This window comes from Xylophilus sp. PBN-3R, assembly GCF_057747805.1.
Map to the genome: position 1 here is coordinate 493,311 of NZ_CM173225.1, position 23,791 is coordinate 517,101.

Here is a 23,791-nt window from a genome sequence, read left to right on the forward strand (position 1 = left end):
ACACGACAACAATGAAACACGCCATCCGCCATATCCATTTCGTCGGCCTCGGTGGCTCCGGCATGAGCGGCATCGCCGAGGTGTTGTTCAACCTCGGCTACACCGTTTCGGGCTCCGATCTTTCCGACAGCACCACGCTGCGCCGGCTGGGCGCACTGGGCATCACGACGCATATCGGCCACGCTGAAAGCAACATCGACGGCGCCGACGCGGTAGTCACCAGCACCGCCGTGCAGCAGACCAACCCGGAAGTGGTGGCAGCCCGCACCAAACGCATTCCGGTGGTGCCGCGCGCCATGATGCTGGCCGAACTGATGCGCCTGAAGCAGGGCATCGCCATCGCCGGCACTCATGGCAAGACGACCACCACCAGCCTGGTGACCAGCGTTCTGGCCGAAGCCGGGCTGGATCCTACGTTCGTCATCGGCGGGCGGTTGAACAGCGCCGGCGCCAACGCCAAGCTGGGCACCGGCGACCACATCGTGGTCGAGGCCGACGAGTCGGACGCATCGTTCCTGAACCTGCTGCCGGTGATGGCGGTCGTCACCAATATCGACGCCGACCACATGGAAACCTACGGCCACGACTTCAATCGGCTGAAGCGCGCGTTCGTCGACTTCCTGCACCGCATGCCCTTCTATGGCGTGGCCATCCTGTGTGTGGACGACGCGGCCATCCGCGAAATCCTGCCCCAGGTCAACTGCCCGGTGACCAGCTACGGTTTCTCGGAAGACGCACAGGTGCGGGCGGTCAACGTGCGGGCCGACGGCGGCCAGATGCATTTCACAGTGCATCGCCGCAACGGCGTCACGCTTCCCGACCTGGACATCACCCTCAACCTGGCCGGCCGGCACAACGTGCTGAACGCGCTGTCGGCCATCGCGGTGGCGGTCGAACTGGGCATCGCCGACGAGGCCGTGCAGAAAGCGCTGGCGGGTTTCCGCGGCGTGGGCCGGCGTTTCCAGCGTTACGGCGAACTGCGCGCAGCCGACGGCGGCAGCTTCACCCTGATCGACGACTACGGCCACCACCCGGTCGAGATGGCGGCCACGCTTTCGGCCGCGCGCGGCGCCTTCCCCGGCCGCCGGATCGTGCTGGCCTTCCAGCCGCACCGCTACAGCCGCACCCGCGACTGCTTCGAGGACTTCGTCAAGGTGATCGGCGACAACGCCAACACCGTGCTGCTGTCCGAGGTGTATGCCGCCGGCGAAGCGCCTATCGTCGCGGCCGACGGCCGGGCGCTGGTGCGTGCGCTGCGGGTGGCCGGCAAGGTCGAACCCGTTTTCGTCGGCGACATCCTCGACATGCCCACGGCCATCGCCGGCCAGACGCGCGACGGCGACGTGGTGATCTGCATGGGTGCCGGCTCCATCGGCGCAGTGCCCGGCAAGGTCGCCGAAATGCTGGGCGCCGCCAGCAACCTGACGGCCGGAGCCGCACTGTGAATCCACACGACATCACCTCCCGGCTGCCCACGCTGCCGCCGGCCGCATCGTTCGGCAAGGTCGCCGTGCTGATGGGCGGCTTTTCCGCCGAGCGCGAGATTTCCTTCATGTCCGGCACCGGTGTGCTGGCCGCCCTGCGCGGTGCGGGCGTCGATGCCTATGCCTTCGACCCTGCCGCCCGCGACCTGTCCGAACTGCGCACTGAAAAATTCGACCGCTGTTTCATCGCACTGCACGGCCGTTTCGGCGAAGACGGCACGGTGCAGGGCGCGCTCGAGCTGATGGGCATTCCCTACACCGGCCCGGGCGTGATGGCGTCGGCCATCTCCATGGACAAGGTGACCAGCAAACGGGTGTTCCTGGCAGACGGCCTTCCGACCCCCCGATATGTACGCCTGGCCCCCGATCAGCAGACGGCCGAACAGATCGCCGCCGTGCCCGGCCTGCTGGGCCTGCCGTTGATCGTCAAGCCGCCGCGCGAGGGTTCGTCCATCGGGGTCACCAAGGTGATTGACGCGGCCCAGATGGCCGCCGCCGCAGCGCTTTCGGTGCGTTACGACCCCGACCTGCTGTGCGAGGAATTCGTCACCGGCGAAGAAATCACCGTGCCGGTGCTGGGCAGCGGCGCCGACGCCGTCGTGCTGCCGGTGATCCGCATCAGGGCGCCGGAAGGTGCCTACGACTACCAGAACAAGTACTTCACCGACGACGTGCAGTACCAGTGCCCGAGCGGCCTGCCGGAAGCCGAGGAACGCGAGATCCAGCGCATCGTGCTGGCCGCCTATCGCACGCTGGGCTGCCGTGGCTGGAGCCGCGCCGACCTGATGATCCGCGCCAGCGACCGCAAGCCCTTTCTGCTCGAGATGAACACCTCGCCGGGCATGACCTCGCATTCGCTGGTGCCGATGTCGGCCCGCTGCGCCGGCATTCCGTACGACGAACTGTGCCTGCGCATCCTGGCGACGGCGGCGCTCGACTATTCGGCCGGCCAGCGCGCCATCTCGCAGAAGACGGAGCCATCCGCGTGACCGACGCAACGCCCGCACCATTCGACGTCCGCCTGATGAACGCGACCGCCGCGGTCCTGTTCGCCGGCTGCGCCGCGATGCTGCTGGCGGCGGCCGGCCTGTGGGCGCTGCGCAATCCGGCGTTCGCGCTGGGCGGCATCGTCATCGAAGGCAAGCTGACCCACAACAACGCCGTCACCCTGCGGGCCAACGTGGCGCACAAGCTCGACGGCAGCTTTTTCACCGTCGACCTGCGGGCGGCACGGGCGGCTTTCGAATCGGTGCCGTGGATCCGCCACGCCGACGTGCGTCGCGAGTTTCCCAACCGCTTGCTGGTGACACTCGAAGAACACCAGCCGGTGGCGTTCTGGGGACCGGAATCGGGCTCGGCGATGGTCAACACTTATGGCGAAGTGTTCGAAGCCAACGTGGCTGACGTCGAGGACGACGACCTGCCGCGCCTTTCGGGCCCCGACGGCCACGCGCCCGAGGTGCTGGCCATGCAGCGTGCGCTGCAGCCGCTGTTCACTCCGCTCAACATGCAGCTGACCCAGCTCGCCATGTCGGGCCGCGGTGGCTGGCGGGCCACGCTGGACGACGGCCCGACGGTCGAACTGGGCGGCGGCACGACCGCCGAATTGATGGCGCGCACCGCGCAGTTCACCCGCACCCTGACGCAGGTCACCGGCAAGTACGGCCGCCGACCCGACGCACTGGTGTCGGCCGACCTGCGCCATGCCGACGGATACGCACTCAAGCTGAACGGCGTGACCACCATGACGGTGGAGCAGGCCGCGGCGATGGCGCGCAAGAACACAGTCAAGGCGGTCGATTGAGACCGCCCGGACAAAAAAGAAGGATCGAGGGAAAGACGTATGGCTAAAGAGTACAAGGACCTGGTGGTTGGCCTGGACATCGGTACCGCCAAGGTGATGGCGGTGGTCGCCGAGGTGATGCCCGACGGACAGCTGAAGCTGGCCGGCCTGGGTGTCGCGCCGTCCAACGGGCTGAAGCGGGGCGTGGTGGTCAATATCGACGCCACCGTGCAGAGCATCCAGCAGGCGCTGAAAGAGGCGGAGCTGATGGCCGACTGCAAGATCACCCGCGTCTATACCGGCATCACCGGCAGCCATATCCGCGGCCTCAATTCCAGCGGCATGGTCGCGGTGAAGGACAAGGAAGTCACGCCGGCCGATGTCGCCCGGGTGGTCGAGACCGCCAAGGCGATCAACATCTCCACCGACCAGCGCCTGCTGCTGGTCGAGCCGCAGGAGTTCGTGATCGACGGCCAGGACGTGCGCGAACCCATCGGCATGAGCGGCATCCGCCTGGAAGCCAAGGTGCACATCGTGACCGGCGCCCAGAGTGCGGCCGAAAACATCATCAAGTGCGTGCGCCGCTGCGGCCTCGACGTCGAACAACTCATGTTGAACCCGCTGGCAAGCAGCCAGGCGGTGCTGACCGACGACGAACGCGAACTCGGCGTGGCGGTGGTCGACATCGGCGCCGGCACCACCGATGTCGCCATCTTCACCAACGGCGCGATCCGCCATACCGCGGTCATTCCGATCGCCGGCGACCTGATCACAAGCGACATCGCCATGGCGCTGCGCACGCCCACCAAGGACGCAGAAGACATCAAGGTCGATTCCGGCTGCGCCAAACAACTGCTGGCCGACCCCGAGGCGCAGGTCGAAGTGCCGGGCCTGGGCGACCGCGGCCCGCGCATGCTGAGCCGCCAGGCGCTGGCCGGTGTCATCGAGCCGCGCGTGGAAGAGATCTTCTCGCTGGTGCAGCAGGTGATCCGCGAGTCCGGCTACGAAGAGATGCTGTCCAGCGGCATCGTGCTGACCGGCGGCAGCGCGGTCATGCCCGGCATGGTGGAACTGGCCGAGGACATCTTCCTGAAGCCGGTGCGCCGTGGTGTGCCCAAGTACCGCAGCGCCCTGGCCGACATGGTCAGCCAACCGCGCGCCAGCACGGTCATGGGCCTGATGGAAGAAGCCCGCCTGGCCCGCATGCGCGGTTTCAAGGTTGCACAGAAGCATGGGTCCGTCAAAACGGCCTTCGGCCGCTTCAAGGACTTCATCGTGGGGAACTTCTGACCATGTTCTCCACCGACAAGCTCTGGCTGGCGCGGGGCAGCCCGCCCGGCCGACCGCCACGATGGCGGCGACGATGGCGATGTCAAAGCACAGCACCGCCAGCCGTCGCATCGACACCGTTTTCGTCCCCGATTTTTTCCCCGTTTTCAAGTCTTTCCGTACAAGTTTCAGGAGATCCGTCATGACCATCGAAATGATCGAAGTCGAAGAATTCCATCAAGGCACGCAGATCAAGGTGATCGGCGTCGGCGGTGGCGGCGGCAACGCCGTGGATCACATGATCGAGCGCGCCGTCCAGGGCGTCGAATTCGTCTGCGCCAACACCGATGCACAGGCGCTGGGCCGCAGCCACGCGCACCGCACCATCCAGCTGGGCCAGAGCGGCCTGGGCGCCGGCAGCAAGCCCGACAAGGGCCGCGAAGCCGCCGAAGCCGCGGTGGACGACATCCGTGCCGCCATCGACGGCGCGCACATGCTGTTCATCACCGCCGGCATGGGCGGCGGCACCGGCACCGGCGCCGCACCGGTCATCGCGCGTGTGGCCAAGGAAATGGGCATCCTGACGGTGGGCGTGGTCACCAAGCCCTTCGAATTCGAAGGCGGCCGCCGCATGTCCAACGCCGATGCCGGCCTGACCGAACTCGAAGCCAACGTCGATTCCCTGATCGTCGTGCTGAACGAGAAGCTGCTCGAAGTGCTGGGCGACGACGTCACCCAGGACGAAGCCTTCGCCCACGCCAACGACGTGCTGAAGAACGCCGTCGGCGGCATCGCCGAAATCATCAACGTGCCCGGCCACGTCAACGTCGACTTCGAGGACGTTCGCACCGTGATGGGCGAACCCGGCAAGGCCATGATGGGCACGGCCCTGTCCGACGGCCCGGATCGCGCTCGCATCGCCGCCGAACAGGCCGTCGCCTGCCCGCTGCTGGAAGGCATCGACCTGTCGGGCGCCAAGGGCGTCCTGGTGCTGATCACCGCAGCCAAGGGCAGCCTGAAGCTGAACGAGTCGAAGTTGGCGATGAACACCATCCGCGCCTACGCTTCGCCCGACGCGCATGTCATCTACGGCACGGCCTATGACGACAGCCTGGGCGAAAGCATCCGTGTCACCGTGGTGGCGACCGGCCTGTCGCGCCAGGGCCAGCAACGCCGCACCGCGCCGCCGCTGCAGGTGCTGCGCACCGGCACGCACGACGTCGCTTTCGGCATGCCGGTGGCGACCGCCGGCGGCGCGATGGCGGCCGGTTCGGGCCACGGCAACGGCCTGGGTTCCCTGGGCAACGCCTCGGCGACCGACTACGGCAACATGGCGGTCCCGAGCGTGTGGCGCACCAACCGCACCCAGGCCGCTGCGCGTGTCGACGCCTTGGCATCGGGCGGCATGGACGACCTGGAGATTCCGGCTTTCCTGCGCAAGCAGGCCGACTGAGTTTCTGCTGGCGCAGCGGTGTCATGCCGCTGCCGCGGATTACCCGCGCCTCTTCGGAGTCGCGGGTTTTTTGCTTTCTGGCGCAAGCGGTTCAGCGGGGCGATTACTGCCCGGCATTTGACAGAGGCCCCTGTTGTGGGTTTTTGGTCATATTCCCCGTGGGTTGTGTGCCATGGATTTTGCGGAAAAGCGCGGATGTCCTAGCATTCTGGGTAATGGGTTGCGGCCGTGTCTTCATTGCGCCACCGACTCGATAACAAGATATTGAGAATTATCCAAAATATCCGGTGAAACCAAGCATGAAACCATCTGACCTCAATCTGGCAACCAAATTGCCGGTCGTCGTATTCCTGGTGGTCAGCGTGGTATTCGCCGGTTTTGTAGCCGGTATCAGCCACTCCATTTCCAAGTTGGTGGACGACCGGGCGAATGTCGAGGTGTCGGAAAAAACCAGGCTGATATCGGACCTGCTGGAAGCGCTCGACAAGGACCGGCGCGAACGAACCGCCGAACTGGCCAGGTCGTTCCAGACCAAACTGACAGGCACTTTCGAGCTGGACAGCACGGTGTCGCAAACGAACGGCGTGCCCGTGCCCACCCTGAAACTGAACGGCAACCCGGTCGATGCCGACATGGGTCTGATTGATCGGTTCACGTCCGACACCGGCGCGGTGGCCACCGTGTTCGCAAGGCGTGGCGACGATTTCGTGCGTGTCATCACTTCGCTCAAGAACGGTAATGGCCAGCGATCCATCGGTACGCTGCTCGACCTGGCCCATCCGGCATACAAGGCGATATTGAGCGGCAACAGTTTCATCGGTTTTGCCACGCTGTTCGGTCGCCAGTACATCACGCAATACGATCCCATTCGTGATGCGGGTGGCAAGGTAATCGGCATCTCGTTCGTCGGGCTGGATATCTCGGGATATATCAAACAACTCAAGTCGACCGTCACCAGCCTGAAAGTCGGCAAGACCGGTTATTTCTACATTCTCGATGCCAGGCCGGGCGCCACGCTTGGCACGGCAGTGGCACATCCCGATGCGGAAGGCCGGAATCTTCTGGCCGCCAAGGATGCCGATGGACGGGAATACATCAAGGAAATCATCGAACGGCAGAACGGCACGCTGCGGTACCGGTCGCAAGACGAAGAAAAGGCCGGAGGCGGCCCGCGGGAGCGGGTCGTCTCGTTCAGTCACTTCGGCAGTTGGCAATGGGTCATCGCCGGCGGCGCCTATGCCGATGAATTCACCGAAGAGGTGCGCCATCTGCGCAACCTGTATGCGGCCCTGGGCGTCGTCCTGGTGCTGCTGATCGCAGCCCTGGTGTACGGGCTGATCCGACGGCTGGTCATTGCGCCGCTCGCGCATGCCAACACCGCGGCGCAGGCACTCGCCCTAGGTGACCTGAGCGTGGATGTCCGGGTGGAACGCAACGACGAGATCGGGCGGCTGATGACATCCATCAACCAGATCGGCCGTGAACTCACCGATGTCGTCAGCACCGTGCGTGAAGGTTCCGAGAGCGTGGCGACGGCCAGCGCCGAGATCGCCCAGGGCAACCAGGATTTGTCGATGCGAACCGAATCGCAAGCCAGCGCGCTGGAAGAAACGGCGGCCAGCATGGAAGAGCTGAGCACGACCGTCAAACAGAATGCCGACAACGCCCGCGAGGCCAACCAGCTTGCCCTGAATGCCAGCACCGTGGCCGTCCAGGGCGGCGATGTGGTGGCCCAGGTCGTCGAGACCATGCAGGGCATCAACGTCGCATCGCGCAAGATCACCGACATCATCAGCGTGATCGACGGCATCGCTTTCCAGACCAATATCCTGGCGCTCAATGCCGCGGTGGAAGCTGCACGGGCAGGTGAACAAGGGCGTGGGTTTGCGGTGGTGGCCGCCGAGGTGCGGGCGCTGGCCGGACGTTCGGCGGCAGCGGCCAAGGAGATCAAGGCGCTGATCGACGACAGCGTGTCACGGGTGGAGCAAGGCAGTGCGCTGGTAGACCGGGCGGGCGCCACCATGCAGGATGTGGTGACCTCCATCCGTCGGGTCACCGACATCATGGGAGAGATCAGCAACGCCAGCACCGAACAGAGCCTGGGCGTCAGCCAGGTCGGCGGCGCGGTCACCCAGATGGACCAGGCGACACAGCAGAACGCTGCGCTGGTCGAGGAAATGGCCGCCGCCGCCAGCAGCCTCAGGTCGCAGGCGCAGGCACTGGTGAGCACCGTGGCGGTGTTCAAGCTGAGTCCCAGACATGCATCGGGCCCCGTCGCCATCGGCCGGGATTGAGCGGGTAATGCCTTATGCCGGCGATAGAGAAAACAGAAGCCCTTTGAAGGGTTCGAGGCGGCCCTCCGCCACTAAAATCGCCCGATGCTCCAGCAACGCACCCTCAAGACCCTGACCCGCGCTGTCGGCGTGGGCCTGCACTCAGGCCAGAGGGTCGAACTCACCTTGCGGCCGGCCCAGCCCGATACCGGCATCGTCTTCCGCCGCATCGATCTTCCGGAGCCGGTGGACATTCCGGTCTCGGCCATGGCGGTCAACGACACCCGGCTGGCATCGACCATCAATGTCGGCAATGCCAAGGTCCATACCATCGAACACCTGATGTCGGCCTGCGCGGGCCTGGGCATCGACAACCTCTACGTGGACATCACGGCAGAAGAGGTGCCCATCCTCGACGGTTCGTCTTCTTCGTTCGTGTTCCTGCTTCAAAGCGCCGGCATCGAAATGCAGAAAGCCCCGCGCCGCTTCATCAAGGTCGTCAAGCCGGTCGAGGTGCGTGAAGGCAGCGGCCCGTCGGCCAAGTGGGCCCGGCTCGACCCGTACCACGGCTACAAACTCAGCTTCGAGATCGACTTCGACCATCCGGCGGTCGATTCCACCGGCCAGCGGGTCGAATTCGACCTGGGCGGCGACAATTACAGCCGTGACATCGCCCGCGCCCGCACTTTCGGTTTCACCCGTGATGTCGAAATGATGCGGGCCAACGGCCTGGCGCTGGGCGGCGGCCTGGACAACGCCATCGTGATGGACGACTACAAGGTCTTGAACGTCGGCGGGTTGCGTTACGACGACGAATTCGTCAAACACAAGATCCTGGACGCCATCGGCGACCTGTATTGCGTGGGCCGCCCGCTGCTGGCGGCCTATAGCGCGTTCCGGTCCGGCCATGCCATGAACAACAAGCTGCTGCGCGCGCTGCTGGCAGACGAGAGCTGCTATCAGATCGTCACTTTCCAGGACGAGAAACAGGCACCGCGGGGTTTCGCGCAAGTCGCGCGGGCCTGGTGAGTTGCCGGTGATTCTCTGGCGGAGCGCCTAGCCCTGTGGGCCGGTAAATGAGGCGGTCTCGACCTGGTTGGCCGCCGGCGCACTCACATACAGCCGGCCGTCGGCCGGATTCATGAGGAGTTTCAGCCCCTCGAGCGAAATTTCATGGGCTTCGAGGCGGGACAGCAGATGCTGGAAGCTGCCCAGCGTCGCACGCGTCATGAAGGGTGAATTCAGCCTGCCGTCGGGTGTCAGGTCGACCCTGACCATCTGAGGCATCAGGCGCGCCGAATAACCGCGAAAACTGCCGGTCGACTGGATCGGCGTCACCGGAATGCCGATGTCCTGCAGTTCGGCCAGGTGCCGCACCTCGTGCGGCGTGGCCCGCGCATGCGGGTTCCGTTCGACCACGAGCACATGGCCGGAGAAGTCGCCGGTTCCGGGCACCAGCACGGGCAGGACTACCTTGTTCCGACCCTCGTGCAAGGGCCTGCCGACCGGCAGGCAGTCGTAGACCGTGTCGCCCGGAATGCGCCGCATCGACGATGTGCCGATGGCCATGGCCGGCCGGCTCATCTGCATCTGCATCCATGCCGGGGCCTGCGCCGGTTGCATGAAACAGTTCGCCACGTTCTGCTGCGGCCGTTGCGCCATCGCCCAGCCGGCGAAGCCGTGCGGCTGCACCGGTGCCCGCATCTGCGCCGGATAAGGCTGCGGCAACTGCCGCATTTGCGGTGCATGCGCGAAGGGTGCCGATGCGGCGCAGGTGATCGCGCAGAAAGTTTGATGTTGGGACAATGTCAGCATGGATTGACCTCGGGTCGGCTTGCCTGGCCCACCCGGAAGAGCGGTGCCAGAAGCGGTTACGAGTATCAATTCCTCGCTTTTTCCTGCATTCCCGTTGGCGAAAATGCGGGTCTTGCGACGAAGGCCCTTGCCTCAATAAACCGATCCGTCCCGCACCCGGTGGATCTCGCCGATGTCTACCACCCAGACCAGGCCGTCGCCGATCTGCCCGGTGCTGCAGGACTCGATGATGGCTGCGCGGATGGGCGGCACCATGGCGTCTTCGCACAGCACGCTGAGGCTCACCTTGTCACTGAAATCGACCAGTGCCTCGCGCACGGTGCGGGCGTCCACGGAAGCCGGGGCGGTGAAACCCTCGGCCTTGAAAAGCGTCACGCCCGGAAAATTGGGAATGGCGCGCAGGGCGTCCCGCAGGCGCTGGACGCGGCTGGGACGAACGATCGCTCGTATTTCTTTCATGGAGTCAGGCCTCGAGGGGTTTTTCGTCGAACCAGCGGTACAGCGTCGGCAGCACCACCAGCGTCAGCAGGGTGGACGAGATCAACCCGCCGATCACCACGATGGCCAGCGGCCTCTGCACTTCGGATCCGGGTCCGGTCGCGAACAGGAAGGGCACCAGGCCCAGCAACGCGACGGTGGCGGTCATCATCACCGGCCGGAACCGGGCGATGCAGCCTTCGCGCACCGCGTCGACCACGTTCATGCCGTCTTCGCGCAGGCGCCGGATGTAGCTGACCAGCACCACGCCGTTCAGCACCGCGATGCCCCACAGCGCGATGAAACCGACCGAGGCCGGCACGCTGACGTATTCGCCGGTGACGAACAGGCCCACCAGGCCGCCGATGGAGGCGAAGGGCAGCACCAGGATGATCAGCCCGGCCAGCTTGACCGAGTTGAACAGCATGAACAGCAGGAAGAAGATGGCCGCGATGGTCAGCGGCACGATCACCGCCAGCGTGCTCATGGCGCGTTCCATGTTCTCGAACTGGCCGCCGTAGACCAGGTAATAACCTTCGGGCAGTTTCACTTCTCGGTCGATCTTCGCTTGCGCTTCGGCGACGAAGCCGGCCAGGTCGCGGCCTTCCACGTTGGCACCCACCACCACACGGCGCTTGCCGCCTTCGCGGCTGATCTGCGCCGGGCCGTCGACCAGCGCGATCTTCGCCACCGCCGACAGCGGAACCTGGGCGCCGTCGGCGGTCGGCAGCATCATCCGCGAGATGGTCTCGATCGAATTGCGCTGCTCTTCAGGGAAGCGCACCGCCACCGCGTAGCGACGCTCGCCTTCGTACAGCGTGGTCACCGCCTTGCCGCCGATGGCGGATTCGATCAGCGCCTGCACGCTGGCCACGTTGAGGCCGAAACGGGCGATCGCCTTGCGGTCGATGTCCACCGTCAGCGCCTGCTGGCCCGACAGCCGCTCGATCCGGATGTCGGTGCTGCCCTGCAGGCTCTTCAGCACCCGGGCGATGTCTTCGGAAACACGTTTCAGCTCGGGCAGGGTGTCGCCGAACACCTTCACCGCCACCTGCGAACGCACACCGGTCACCATCTCGTCGACCCGCTCGGAAATGGGTTGCGACAGCACGATCTGCACGCCCGGGATGGTCGACAGGCGCTTGCGGATGTCCTCGTCGATCTCGTCCTGGGTGCGGTTGCTTTCGGGGTCCAGGATCACGATGGGATCGGACTCGTTCGGACCGGCCGGATCGGCCGGCGATTCGCCGCGACCGATCTTCGACACCACCGACTTCACGCCCGGGACCTCGGCCACCATCTTCATGGCGGCCATTTCCATGCGCAACGATTCTTCCAGGGAGATGCTCGGCACCCGGTTGATCTGGGGTGTCAACGCGCCTTCCTTCATGGTCGGCATGAAGGACTTGCCCAGGAACGGGAACAGCGCCATGGAGCCCAGCAGCAGGGCGACGGCGATGGCCAGCGTCATGCGGTTGTGTTTGCTGGCCGCGTCCAGCATCGGCAAGTAGCCGCGCTTCAGGAAGGCGATGATCCTCGTGTCGTGATCCGCGCCGCCTTTCAGGAAGTACGAACACAGCACCGGCGACAGGAACAGAGACACCAGCAGCGACACGAAGAGCGAGATGGCGATGGTCAGCGCCAGCGGGCCGAACATCTTGCCTTCGATGCCCTGCAGCGTCATCAGCGGCAGGAACACCAGGATGATGATCATGATGCCGAAGATGGTCGGTGTCGCCACCTCGGTGGTGGCCTGCAGGATGGTGCGCACCTTGGTCGCGCGGCTGTCGTCCTTCACCTGGCCGAGCTTGTGGAACACGTTCTCGACCACCACCACGGTGGCGTCCACCATCAGGCCGATGGCGATCGCCAGCCCCCCCAGCGACATCAGGTTGGCCGAGATGCCGTAGCGGTTCATGACGATGAAGGTGGTGAGCGGCGTGATGAGCAGCGTGGCGACCACGATCAGGCTGGAGCGCACGTCGCCCAGGAAGATGAACAGCACCACCACCACCAGCAGCACGCCCTCGATCAGCACCTTGCCGACCGTCCACAGGGCCGAATCGACCAGGTCGGTGCGGTCGTAGAAGGCCTTGATCTGCAGGCCGCCGGGCAGCATGTTCCTGGCGTTGATCTCGTCTACGCGGGCCTTCACCCGGGTGACGACTTCCTTGGCATTGCCGCCGCGCATCATCAGCACGATGCCCGACACCGCCTCGGTGTAGCCGCCCTTGACGATGGCACCCTGGCGCACTTCGTCGCCGATGCGCACCTCGGCCAGGTCACGCACATACACCGGGGTGCCGCGCTCTTCCTTGACCACGATGTTGCCGATGTCCTCCAGCGTCTTGATCAGGCCCGAGCCCTGGATCAGGTACTGCTCGGTGCCCAGCGGCAGGATGCCGCCGCTGGCGTTGGAGTTGTTGGCCGCGATGGCGTCCACCACCTGCTGCACCGACAGGTTGTAGTGGCGCAGCCGCACCGGGTCGACCAGCGCCTGGTACTGGCGCACATAACCGCCCTGCGAGTTGATTTCGGCCACGCCGGGAATGCTGCGCAGCAGCGGCCGCGCCACCCAGTCCTGGATGGTGCGGCGCTCGGCCAGTTCCTCGGGTGTCAGCGCGCGCTGGCCGTCGTCGGGATGGTCGAGCGTGTATTGGTACACCTCGCCCAGGCCGGTCGACACCGGACCCAGCACCGGCAGGATGCCGGCCGGCATGCGTGGCGTGACCTCGATCAGCCGCTCGGTGACGAGTTGCCGCGCGAAGTAGACATCGGTCGCGTCGGTGAACACCAGCGTGATGATCGACAGGCCGCTCTTGTTGAGCGAACGCATCTCGGTCAGGCCGGGCAAGCCGGTCAGCGAGATCTCCAGCGGCACGGTGACGAAACGCTCGATTTCCTCGGGCGAACGGCCGGGCGCCTCGGTGGCCACCTGAACCTGCACGTTGGTGACGTCGGGGAAGGCATCCACCGAAAGTTTGGTGGCCGCGCGGAAGCCGAAGGCGCACAGCACCAGGGCCAGCACGATCACGATGAGCCGCTGCCCCAGCGCGGCTTTTATGAGTGAAGCAATCATCTTTCGATCACTCCAGTTCGGCGCGCTTGCGCTCGTTGTTCAGGTGGAAAGCGCCTTCGGTGACGACTTCGGTGCCTTCGCGCGGGCCCTGCAGCAGCGGTCGCATGCCGTTGCTGGCAGCGCCAAGCTCGACCGGGGTCAGCCGATACCTGTTCTCGGCGGTCTTCACATAGACGTTGTCGCGGTCGTTCTCGCGCACCACGGCGGCCGGCGGCAGGGCCAGCATCTTCTTGGCGGCGCCGGAAATCCGCATGGTCGCCAGCATCTGCGGCTTGAGTGCGCGTTTGGTGTTGTCGACCTCGGTACGCACACCGACCGTGCGCGTCTCGGCGTTGACGGTGGCACCAACCGCGACCACCTTGCCGGTCAGCGGGGCGCCGCCGAGCGCCGGCACGGTGATTTCCATGGACTGGCCGACCTCGACCGAACTCGCGGCCTGTTCGGGTACGGCGCCCACCACCCAGACCTTGTCCAGGTCGGCGACGGTGAACAGCGGGTCGCCCGGCTGCGTCACCTGGCCCTGGCTGACGTTGCGTTCGATCACCACGCCGGCGCGCGGCGACACCACCACGGTCGCGGGTGCCAGCGTGCCCTGGCTGCGCAGTGCCGCGATGTCGCCGGCCGACATGCCGAGCAGGCGCAACTGGTCGGTGTTGGCACGCAATTCGGCATTGGCGACCGCCAGTTCCGATTCGCGGCGCTGCAGTTCTGCCGAACCGATGACGTCGGCCTGGAGCAGCTGGCGGGCACGTTCCACCGCGCGGCTGGCCAGGCTGCTGGCGGCGTTGGCGCGCAGCACGGCCAGCTGGGCCTGGGTCAGTTCGGGACTGGCGACCCGCGCCAGCGGCTGGCCGGCGCGCACGTTGTCGCCGACATCGACGAACACTTCCATGGCACGGCCGGTGACGGCAGCGCCGATGCGGCTGACCCGCTGTTCGCTGGCGTCGATGCGGCCGGTGATTTCCTGCACCTGGGCGATCTCTGCGGTTTCCAGCTTCGACACCTTGAAGTTGGCAGCCATGGCAGGCTGCACCGTGACCATCAGCGGGTCCTGCGGCGCTTCGGCAGCGGCAGCGGGGGCTTCGTCCTTCCTGCCGCAGGCGGCCAGGGCGGCAAGCAGGCAGACGGTGAGGGCGGTGCGAGCCGTACGGTAGGAGAGGGCAGGGCGTTGCATGGATGGCCTTTCGGTCGGCATCGGGTTCGGGTTCTGATTGGGGGATGGATGGATGGCGGCGCGGCTCATTGCAGGCCTCCGCGTTGCAGCGCGGCAGAAGGCAGCGGCGGCAGGGCGTCGGCCCAGCGGCCCGCCAGAAAGTCGAGTTCGGTACGGGCGGCCTGCGCCTGGAAACGGGCGGTCAGCAGGTCGGCGCGCACGGTGCGCAGCACCCGCTGGGCGTCCAGCACGTCCAGGATGCCGCGCTCGCCGAATCGCCAGGCGGCGTCAGCCACCCGCAGGGCGGCTTCGGCGTCGCGGATGGCACCTTCGGACAGCGCGCGGATGCGCAGCCGGGCCATCTCCAGCGCCTTCTCGGCCGACTGCAGCTGCTGTTCCAGTTCGGCCTGGCGACCGTCGAGGCGGCCGCGCGAGCGTTCCAGTTCGGAGCCGGCTTCGGCGATGGGGCCGGTGCGGCGGTCGAACAGCGGGATCTGCACGGTCACGCCGAGCACGTTCTGCCGGATGTCGGGCTCACGGCTCTGGCTGAGCTTGAGTTCCACGCCCGGCAGGCGGCCGGCTTCGGCCAGGTCCAGGTTGTTGCGGGCACGTTCCACTTCGGCCTGCAGCGACAGCAGTTCGGGGTTGCGGGCCATCATTTCCTGCCGCAGCAACGCCATGTCCGGCAGCGGCCGCGGTGTCTCGTTCAGGGCCGCATCCAGCGACCATTGCGGTGGCAGCGCACCGGCAGCCAGCCGGTTGAGCGTGATGGCGGCCTGCTGGGCCTGCAGCAGCGATGTCTGCTGCAGCGAACGGGCGTTGATGCTTTCGGCATCGGCCTTGATCAGTTCGTAGCGCGGCGCCTCGCCGCTTTCCACCCGGGCCCGCACGCGGCTGTTGACCTGTTCCAGCAGGGAGGACGCCTCGGCCGCGGCTGCCGCTTCGGCCTGGCGCAGCAGCAGGTCGTAGGCCCGCAACCGCACCTGGCTGACCAGGTCGTTGCGGGCCATCTGTGCCTGGAAACCGCTGACCCGTTCTCCCGAGCGGGCAGCGTCGATGCGGGCTTCGCGCAGCCAGGGGTTCTCGATCAACTGGGAAATTCCGTAAGTCGACAGGTTGCCGCCCACGCCGCCCGCAGTTCGGGCGCTCTGGCTGCCGCCGCTGTATTCGAGCCGCGGGTTGGGGAAGGCCGATGCGCTGTTGATGGCGGCCGATGCGGTGTTGCGGGCGCGTTGCGCCGACAGCAGTCCGGGGTTGTTCAGCAGTACGGTTTCGGTGAGCTGGTCGATGTTGATCCGGGCACCGCTGACCAGCGATGCGGTGACGGCCTCGCCACTGGCTGCTGCGGCCGGCAGGTTGAGCGGTGGGGCTTCCGAGCCCCGGCGTGGCGGTGTGTTGGCTGCGGCGGGCACCGGTGCCGGCGCGGGTGTTGGCGCCACACGCTGGACCGCACGGGGCGGCGCGGCCGGAGCCGGAGCGGGCGTTGCGGCGGCGGGCGTTCCCGGTGCGGGATTCAGCGCGAACTGCGCGGCGGCAGGCAGCGCCAGGCCGCCAGCGGCGACCAGCGCCGCGGCAGCCGTGGCGTGGAACATGCGAAAAGACATGATTCGAAGCTGCCCGGGCGGAGGGCAGGAATAGAGGCGAACGCCGGCGCGGATCGCGTCGGACGAACGGGATGAAGACAGAAAGACGGAAGGTCACCGCCCGGCTGGGCGGTCAGGTGTCACCGGCCGCCGCCAGGGCGGCACAGCGGATCAGGCGCGGGCGTACACGCCGGGTGCGGCGGCCTTGGGAGGGCGCAGCAGCACCGTCGGCCAGCCGCTGGTGCTGGCCGGATGCGGTGTCTGCGCCCTGGCTTGCGGCAGCGCCGGCACCTCGGACCGATCGAAGTCGGCCGTTATCATTTCCGTCCGGTCGTCATTGGTGGCCTGTAGATCGAAAGCCACCTGGGCCGCCGCGGCGGTCAGGGAGGATTCGTTCAGCTGGTCCAGGCGTGGATGGCAGAAGACGAAAGTGGGATGGGTCGCCTCGGCCCGATGTTCGGCCAACCGCGCCGATGCGGCCAGCGCCAGCGGATGCACTGTGGCCAGCTGCGCCGGGTGGCTCATTCGGACCGGCATCGAATGTGTCGGTCCAGAACCCGCCAGCGACCGCTTGCAACCATTGCCGGCGATCGCGGTCAGCGCCAGCAGCAGAAGGAAGAAAGCGGAAATGGCGATTCGCATGGCGGAGGAAACTGGGGATTCCGAATGGTCAGGTCGTGGTCAGCAAGACTGGTGTTGAACGGTAATTGTGCCTCAGCCGGCGATCCCGGCTTCCGACACAACCGGACTAACCCTGTAAATCGCCGGTTTAACCGAGGCATGGCACGGATGCTGCAGCGGTCGAAAGTCACAGGTATGTCGGCACCTTTGCCCGGCGTCTTCCTTCCAATTCAGGGCCCGGCTCGATGAGTGGCAATGTTCCTGGCGAAGCCGATCCGGCTGCCGCACCGCCGCAGCGGGTGGTGAAGATCCGTCGCGACTACAACACCTGGGTCGGCCGCGAGACGCTGGAGGATTACGCCCTGCGTTTTGCGCCGCGGCGCTTTCGCAAGTGGTCTGAGTGGCGGGTGGCCAACACTGCTTTCGGGGCCGCCTCGTTCCTGATCCTCGAAGCCGTGGGCGCCACGCTGCTGGTGCAGTACGGCGTGATGAACGCCTTCTGGGCCATCCTGGCGACCGGACTGATCATTTTCCTGGCCGGCCTGCCGATCAGCGTCTATGCGGCGCGTTACGGCGTCGACATGGACCTGCTCACTCGCGGCGCGGGTTTCGGCTATATCGGCTCGACCATCACATCGCTGATCTACGCCAGCTTCACCTTCATCTTCTTCGCGCTCGAAGCCGCGGTGATGGCCTACGCGCTCGACCTGGCGCTGGGCATACCGCCGCGCTGGGGTTACCTCGTCTGTGCGCTGGTCGTCATACCGCTGGTCACCCACGGGGTTTCGGCCATCAGCAAATTGCAGTTGTGGACCCAGCCGGTCTGGCTGGCCATGCTGGTCGTGCCTTTCGTCTACGTGCTGATGAAGGATCCCGGTGCCTTCGACGGAATCGTGCATTACGGCGGCGAGAACGGCGTGGGCGCCGGTTTCCACCTGCATGCCTTCGGCGCGGCGCTGACGGTCGGCATCGCGCTCATCACCCAGATGGGCGAACAGGCCGACTACCTGCGGTTCATGCCTGAACGCACCGCCGGCAACACCCGGCGCTGGTGGCTGGGCGTGCTGGCCGGCGGACCGGGATGGGTGGTGCTGGGGGTCGTCAAGATGCTGGGCGGCGCGCTGCTGGCCTGGCTGGCGCTGTCGCACAGCGTACCGCCCGACCGTGCGGTCGACCCCAACCAGATGTACCTGGCGGCCTACGAATACGTGTTCCCGCACTACGGATTCGCGGTGGCGGCCACGGCCTTCTTCGTGGTGCTGTCGCAGCTCAAGATCAACGTCACCAACGCCTATGCGGGGTCGCTGGCCTGGAGCAATTTCTTCTCGCGGGTGACCCACAGCCATCCGGGCCGGGTGGTGTGGGTGGTGTTCAACACCCTCATCGCCTTCATGCTGATGGAGATGAACGTGTTCGATGCGCTGGGCGACGTGCTGGGCCTGTTTTCCAACATCGCCATCGCCTGGATGATGGCGGTGGTGGCCGACCTGGTGATCAACAAGCCGCTGGGCCTGTCGCCGGCCGGCATCGAGTTCAAGCGCGCCTATCTGTACGACATCAACCCGGTCGGCGTCGGCGCGATGGGACTGGCTTCGGCGCTGGCGATCGCGGCGCACCTGGGCATGTTCGGGCCGCTGGCGCAGGCTTTTTCGGCGCTGATCGCGCTGGGCACCGCGCTGGTCGCATCGCCGCTGATCGCCTGGGTTACGAAGGGCCGCTACTACCTGGCGCGTGAACCGCTGGCGCTGGTGCCGGCGGCGCCCAGCGGTGCGCCGCGCACCCTGCGCTGCACCGTCTGCGAGCGCGACTACGAGGGGCCCGACATGGCCCACTGTCCAGCCTACCAGGGGCCCATCTGTTCCCTGTGCTGCACGCTGGACGCCCGCTGCGGCGACCTGTGCAAACCGCATGCGAGTCTCAAGGTGCAATGGTCGGCCACCTTGCGCGGCCTGCTGCCGCGCCGGGTCTGGCCCTACCTGGACACCGGGCTGGGCCACTTCCTGCTGCTGATGATGGTCATCGTGCCGCTGCTCGGCGTGGTGTTCGGCCTGCTGTACCGGCAGGAGGTCGGGGCGGTGGTGCAGACGGCGGACGCCGCCACCGCGAGCTCCCTGGCGGCGGGTTTCCTCAAGGCCTACATGGCGCTGCTGGTCATCTCCGGCATCGTCGCCTGGTGGATGGTGCTGGCGCATGAAAGCCGGCGGGTGGCACAGGAAGAATCCAACCGCCAGACCCACCTGCTGGTGGAAGAAATCGAGTCGCACCGCCGCACCGACGCCGCCCTGCAGCAGGCGCGGCAGGTGGCCGAGGCGGCACGTGCGCAGGCCGACCAGGCCAACCAGGCCAAGAGCCGCTACATCAGCGCCATCAGCCATGAACTGCGCACGCCGCTCAACAGCATCCTGGGTTATGCCCAGCTGATGGGCGAGGACGCCGCCGTGCCGCCGCACCGGCGCCAGGCGGTGGAGGTCATCAAGCGCGGCGGCGAACACCTGCTGGGCCTGATCGAGGGAACGCTGGACATCGCCCGCATCGAGGCCGGCAAACTCACGCTCGAAGTGGCGCCGATGCGTTTCGCCGACTGCGTGCAGGAAGTCGCCGCCATGTTCGAACCGCAGGCGCTGGACAAGGGCCTGCGCTTTCATTTCGAGGTCACCGGCAAGCTGCCGCAGGTGGTGCGGGCCGACGAAAAACGGCTGCGCCAGATCCTCATCAACCTGATCGGCAACGCCATCAAGTTCACCGCGGCCGGCAGCGTCACGCTGCGGGTGCGGCACCGGCGCGAGCTGGCCACCATCGACATCGCCGACACCGGCCCCGGCATGGATGCCGAAGAGCTGGCGCGCATCTTCGAGCCCTTCGCCCGCGGTTCGTCCAGCGGCACCCGGGGAGCACCCGGCGCCGGCCTGGGCCTGAGCATCGCCGAGATGCTGACCGGCCTGATGGGCGGCCAGCTGACGGTGCAGAGCGTGCCCGGCCAGGGTTCGACCTTCAGCGTGCGGCTGTTCCTGCCCGAGGTCGACCCGAGCCGCGCCCTGCCGCGCAGCGCCACGCCGCGGCCGCCGCGCCGGGGCTACCAGGGCAAGCGCCGCGACGTCCTGGTGGTCGACAACGAGGAGCCCGACCGCGAACTGCTGGTGCAGCTGCTCACGCCGCTGGGCTTCCGTCTGCGCACCGCCGCCAGCGGCCACGACTGCCTGGACCTGCTGGCCGCCGGTTACCGTCCCGACGCCATCCTGATGGACCTGGCCATGCCGGGCATCGACGGCTGGGAAACCATCCGCCGCCTGCGGGCGGCCGGCCATGAGCGCATCGCCGTGGCGGTGGTCTCGGCCAACGCCTTCGACAAGGGCCTGGAGAACGACGTGGCCATCGGGCCCCAGGACTTCATCACCAAGCCGTTGCGGCACAGCGAACTGCTCGACTGGCTGGAGCGCCGCCTGTCCATCGCCTGGCGCAGCGAGGTCGTCGCGCCGCCGGCGCCCGCACCGCCGCCGTCCGCGACCGTGCTGCCCGACGCGGCCTCCCTGCAGGCGCTGCGCGAAGGCGTCGACCTGGGCTATTACCGCGGCATCCTCAACACGCTGGCCGACATCGAGCGGCGACAGCCGGCCTGCGCCGCCTTCGTCGAGGAAATGCGGGGCCTGGCCCGACAATTCCGCTTCGAAGACATGGCTGCGAAACTCGCCGAACCCGCCACGCCCTGACCGATGGATTCCTTGCCGCCCTCCCTGCTACCACCCGACCTGGCCCTGAACCAGGCGCTCGACCGCGCCAACAGCGACCTGGTGCTGATCGTCGACGACGTGCCCGACAACCTGGCCCTGCTGCACGACGCGCTGGACGAGTCCGGCTACACGGTGCTGGTCGCCACCTCCGGCGAATCGGCGCTGGCACGGACGGCCCAGGCGCGGCCCGACATCGTGCTGCTCGACGCCATGATGCCGGGCATGGATGGCTTCGAGGTGGCACGCCGGCTGAAGGCAGACCCGGCCACCGCTCACATTCCCATCGTCTTCATGACCGGGCTGACCGAGACCGAACACCTGGTCGCCGCCTTCGGTGCCGGCGCCACCGATTACGTCACCAAACCCATCAAACCCAAGGAGGTGCTGGCCCGCATGAACGTCCACCTGGCCGGCGCTCGACGTGCCCGGCAGGACGCCAGCCAGGCCGGCCAGGCCCGCAACGCGCTCGATGCCTTCGGCTACGCCAGCATCACCGTGCGGGCGGGCGACGGCCGGCTGATGTGGCAGACCCCGCTGGCCCGCGAACTGCTCGGCCGCTGGTTCGGCACCGCCGCGCCGGTCACACCCGAAGCAGTGCTTGTGTGGTTGCGCACCCATGTGATGGACGGCCCCCCGACCGCCGAACCGCCGCGCCTGGCCTTCGAACAGGGTGCCAGCCGGCTGACCTTCCGCCTGCACCAGCAGACCGGTGAAAGCGACGGCGGCGGCGACTGGCTGCTGGTGATGCGCGAAGCCAGCGACGCCACGGTGATCGACGCCATGCGCCTGAGTTTCGCGCTCACCGCACGCGAGGCCGAGGTGCTCTATTGGGTGGTCAAGGGCAAGATCAACCGCGACATCGCCGACATCCTCGGGGCCAGCCCGGCAACGGTGAAAAAACACCTCGAACGCATCCTCGCCAAGATGGGCGTGGAGACCCGCACCGCAGCCGCCGGCATGGCGATGAACCGCATCCGGCAACTGCATCCCCAGTTCGAGGCCTGAGGCTGCCGGAAGGCTGCGTTCGGCACTGGCGCCAGTCGTTCGGAATGTTCTCGCAGGCGTGCAGTGCCGGCCGTCAGAGTGACGGTTTCACTGTTTCGGGAGCGTCGGATGCAATCGTTTTTCAATCCTGCAGTCGCCCGCGCCGGCGCTGCTGTTCCTCTCCTCTGGCAGACGCTGGACGCGAACCCGCGGCCGGGTGACACGCCCTCCTCGCAAGACGCCGCCGGTGTTCGCTGGCGGGCAGACCCGGACGGTGAAGGCGGGCAGCTGGAGATGCATCTCAGCCAGGATATGCAGGCTCTCCTGGAAATCCGGCCGGACCGCGATCGCCGGCAGGATCGGCCGCCGTCTTCGCTACGGGGCGGGCCGCCGCTGCAGCTGGCCACCGAACTGCTGGATCTGCGGCTGGTCGATGTCTTCCACTGGCTTTCCACCGCCGACATGCAGGTCAAGCTGGCGGCGCAGCGGCTGACCCGCGCCCAGGTCGTGGAACAGGTTCACTACAACGCCGAGGCCGCCATGGCGAGGTTGCAAGAGGGCGCGAACCGCGGTGTGGTGAACCTGAGCGAGAAGGTGCCCAGCGCGCACGAGCTTTTCACCTCGTCGGTGCTGGATGCCTATGCCGCCGAACTGGTTCCCGGCCCGGCGTCGACGAACACGGCACCGGACGCCACCACGGGCACCGCGGTGGCCACGACCACCGCCACGACAGCAAACGCGGCCGGTGCAGCCGGCCCGGCGGCCGCCGGTCAGGCCGATCCTTGGGTCGACCTGGCGCGCCGGCAGAAGTCGCTGGAGCACATCGGCCAATTCCAGACGCGTTACTACCGGCTGTTGCCGCAGATCGCATTCCGACAGTTGCGCGGCCTCTGGGATTTTGTTCAGGGCGACATCGAGTTCGCCGACGCAGCACACGTGGCGGCGGTTTTTCCCTGCGCGCTGCGATTGAAACGAGACCAGCCCGACGGTCGGTGGCGAGGAACCTACCCGATGGGAGAAGGCCGGCGGCTGCACCTGCGCGAGCCCTTCCTGCGCGGCGTGCCGGTGACCGTGGCGCGGGCCGAAGACGCTCCGGTGGTGCGCATCTGCACCGACGGATCCAGATGGCGCAACACGCCGTTCTATACGGACGACACCGTCGAAGCCGCCAAGGTGGCCATGTGGGAAAACGTGCTGCGCGCAGGTGACGACGTCTACCGCAAGGTGGTGGAACGCAGCCTGTGGCGGCGTTGAATCCGGCCGTCTTCCCACCGCCAGGGATGTCTCCATGCAAACCTTCGTTCCACCCGTATCCACCGCCGCTGCGTCGGCGCCCGTCGGCTGGCCCCGGCCCGTCGCCGCCGCAGCGCACCCGCTGCGCCACACACCGCAGGATGCCGGTATCGACACCGGCGGCACCGGACCGCTGCACATGGCGCTCAGCGCCGAAATGCGCGAACTGCTGCAGCTCGAAGCCGATGACGGGCATGCACACCGCAGCCGTTCGCCTTCACTGGATCACCCGGTCTTTGCGCCCGTGGTGCGTACCGGCCGCGCCCTGTCCGCCGCGGATGTCCACGGCCCGCGAGACGCTCCTATCGACCTGGGTCGGCGCACTGCCGCTTTGCGTTTTCTGCGCCGGTTCGAATACAACTTTGTGAACCGCCTGCATTTCGATGCCGGGCCCTGGGGTTATCTTTATGAAGACCTGGTCGCCGGCAATCCGAATTTCAGAAATGCCGACGACATGGTGCGCACCGTCCCTTGTGCATCGTCGCTGCGCCATTCGCCTGCCGGATATTTCCCCATCTATCCGCAGGGCCTGGGGCTGGATGCGGGGGTCAGGACGGTCTACCTCCAGGGCAGGTTCGCCATCGTCGCGCATGGTGACGACCAGCGTCGCGTCCGGTGGCGCGCCGACCTCGATCCGCAATGGACCACGACCGATGTCTATACCGACGACGTCGTCGAGGCAGAAAAAGTGCAGATGTGGCAACGCATCCGCGCGCAGGCCCAGGTGCTGCTGAAACAGGTAAGGACGCAGCAGCGCTGGATGCGCTGGCGCTGACTGCGGCGATGCCGTTTCGGT

The 23,791-nt window shown here is 66.8% G+C and carries 17 protein-coding genes; 11 read left to right on the plus strand and 6 right to left on the minus strand.

Annotation, left to right across the window (positions count from 1 at the left end):
* The first annotated feature begins 11 nt into the window (after positions 1–11).
* The 7 genes from murC (at position 12) to lpxC (ending at position 9,291) form a co-directional block, all read left to right on the plus strand.
* Positions 12–1,445 (plus strand): UDP-N-acetylmuramate--L-alanine ligase, encoded by a 1,434-nt coding sequence (gene murC, locus AC3ANW_RS02345; protein ID WP_488343602.1) that lies wholly within the window; start codon positions 12–14, stop codon positions 1,443–1,445.
* Between the two features lie 71 nt (positions 1,446–1,516).
* On the plus strand, positions 1,517–2,473 hold the full coding sequence (locus AC3ANW_RS02350) for a D-alanine--D-alanine ligase (RefSeq protein WP_488345337.1): 957 nt from the start codon (positions 1,517–1,519) through the stop codon (positions 2,471–2,473).
* Positions 2,470–3,288, plus strand: a complete 819-nt coding sequence (locus AC3ANW_RS02355; protein ID WP_488343603.1) for a cell division protein FtsQ/DivIB — start codon at positions 2,470–2,472, stop codon at positions 3,286–3,288. The genes AC3ANW_RS02350 and AC3ANW_RS02355 overlap by 4 nt, the downstream gene beginning before the upstream one ends.
* Before the next feature lie 39 nt (positions 3,289–3,327).
* The gene (gene ftsA / locus AC3ANW_RS02360) at positions 3,328–4,557 is read left to right on the plus strand and encodes a cell division protein FtsA (RefSeq protein WP_488343604.1); all 1,230 of its coding nucleotides are present in this window, start codon (positions 3,328–3,330) and stop codon (positions 4,555–4,557) included.
* Positions 4,558–4,738: 181 nt separating this feature from the next.
* Positions 4,739–5,989: a cell division protein FtsZ gene (gene ftsZ / locus AC3ANW_RS02365; protein ID WP_488343605.1), complete on the plus strand. Its 1,251-nt coding sequence runs from the start codon at positions 4,739–4,741 to the stop codon at positions 5,987–5,989.
* A gap of 299 nt (positions 5,990–6,288) precedes the next feature.
* Entirely contained in the window at positions 6,289–8,283 is a 1,995-nt protein-coding gene (locus tag AC3ANW_RS02370) for a methyl-accepting chemotaxis protein (protein WP_488343606.1), read from the plus strand.
* An 84-nt stretch (positions 8,284–8,367) separates the two neighbouring features.
* Positions 8,368–9,291, plus strand: coding sequence for a UDP-3-O-acyl-N-acetylglucosamine deacetylase (lpxC, locus tag AC3ANW_RS02375; RefSeq protein ID WP_488343607.1), 924 nt, complete (start codon positions 8,368–8,370; stop codon positions 9,289–9,291).
* A 27-nt stretch (positions 9,292–9,318) separates the two neighbouring features.
* Here the strand turns inward: lpxC and AC3ANW_RS02380 are convergent, their stop codons facing one another.
* The 6 genes from AC3ANW_RS02380 to AC3ANW_RS02405 form a co-directional block, all read right to left on the minus strand.
* Positions 9,319–10,077: a hypothetical protein gene (locus AC3ANW_RS02380; protein ID WP_488343608.1), complete on the minus strand. Its 759-nt coding sequence runs from the start codon at positions 10,075–10,077 to the stop codon at positions 9,319–9,321.
* A gap of 132 nt (positions 10,078–10,209) precedes the next feature.
* The gene (locus AC3ANW_RS02385) at positions 10,210–10,536 is read right to left on the minus strand and encodes a P-II family nitrogen regulator (protein ID WP_488343609.1); all 327 of its coding nucleotides are present in this window, start codon (positions 10,534–10,536) and stop codon (positions 10,210–10,212) included.
* 4 nt (positions 10,537–10,540) lie between these two features.
* The gene (locus AC3ANW_RS02390; protein WP_488343610.1) at positions 10,541–13,633 is read right to left on the minus strand and encodes an efflux RND transporter permease subunit; all 3,093 of its coding nucleotides are present in this window, start codon (positions 13,631–13,633) and stop codon (positions 10,541–10,543) included.
* Between the two features lie 7 nt (positions 13,634–13,640).
* Complete coding sequence (locus AC3ANW_RS02395; RefSeq protein ID WP_488343611.1) at positions 13,641–14,807, minus strand: efflux RND transporter periplasmic adaptor subunit; 1,167 nt, start codon at positions 14,805–14,807, stop codon at positions 13,641–13,643.
* Between the two features lie 65 nt (positions 14,808–14,872).
* Positions 14,873–16,390, minus strand: coding sequence for a TolC family protein (locus AC3ANW_RS02400; RefSeq protein WP_488343612.1), 1,518 nt, complete (start codon positions 16,388–16,390; stop codon positions 14,873–14,875).
* 150 nt (positions 16,391–16,540) lie between these two features.
* Entirely contained in the window at positions 16,541–17,011 is a 471-nt protein-coding gene (locus AC3ANW_RS02405) for a hypothetical protein (protein ID WP_488343613.1), read from the minus strand.
* 224 nt (positions 17,012–17,235) lie between these two features.
* On the opposite strand from AC3ANW_RS02405, the gene AC3ANW_RS02410 reads away from it, so the two are divergent.
* The 4 genes from AC3ANW_RS02410 (at position 17,236) to AC3ANW_RS02425 (ending at position 23,770) form a co-directional block, all read left to right on the plus strand.
* On the plus strand, positions 17,236–20,697 hold the full coding sequence (locus AC3ANW_RS02410; protein WP_488343614.1) for a hybrid sensor histidine kinase/response regulator: 3,462 nt from the start codon (positions 17,236–17,238) through the stop codon (positions 20,695–20,697).
* Between the two features lie 3 nt (positions 20,698–20,700).
* Positions 20,701–21,723 (plus strand): response regulator, encoded by a 1,023-nt coding sequence (locus AC3ANW_RS02415; RefSeq protein WP_488343615.1) that lies wholly within the window; start codon positions 20,701–20,703, stop codon positions 21,721–21,723.
* Between the two features lie 108 nt (positions 21,724–21,831).
* Positions 21,832–22,956: a hypothetical protein gene (locus AC3ANW_RS02420; RefSeq protein ID WP_488343616.1), complete on the plus strand. Its 1,125-nt coding sequence runs from the start codon at positions 21,832–21,834 to the stop codon at positions 22,954–22,956.
* Positions 22,957–22,990: 34 nt separating this feature from the next.
* Positions 22,991–23,770, plus strand: a complete 780-nt coding sequence (locus AC3ANW_RS02425; protein ID WP_488343617.1) for a hypothetical protein — start codon at positions 22,991–22,993, stop codon at positions 23,768–23,770.
* Positions 23,771–23,791 lie beyond the last annotated feature (21 nt).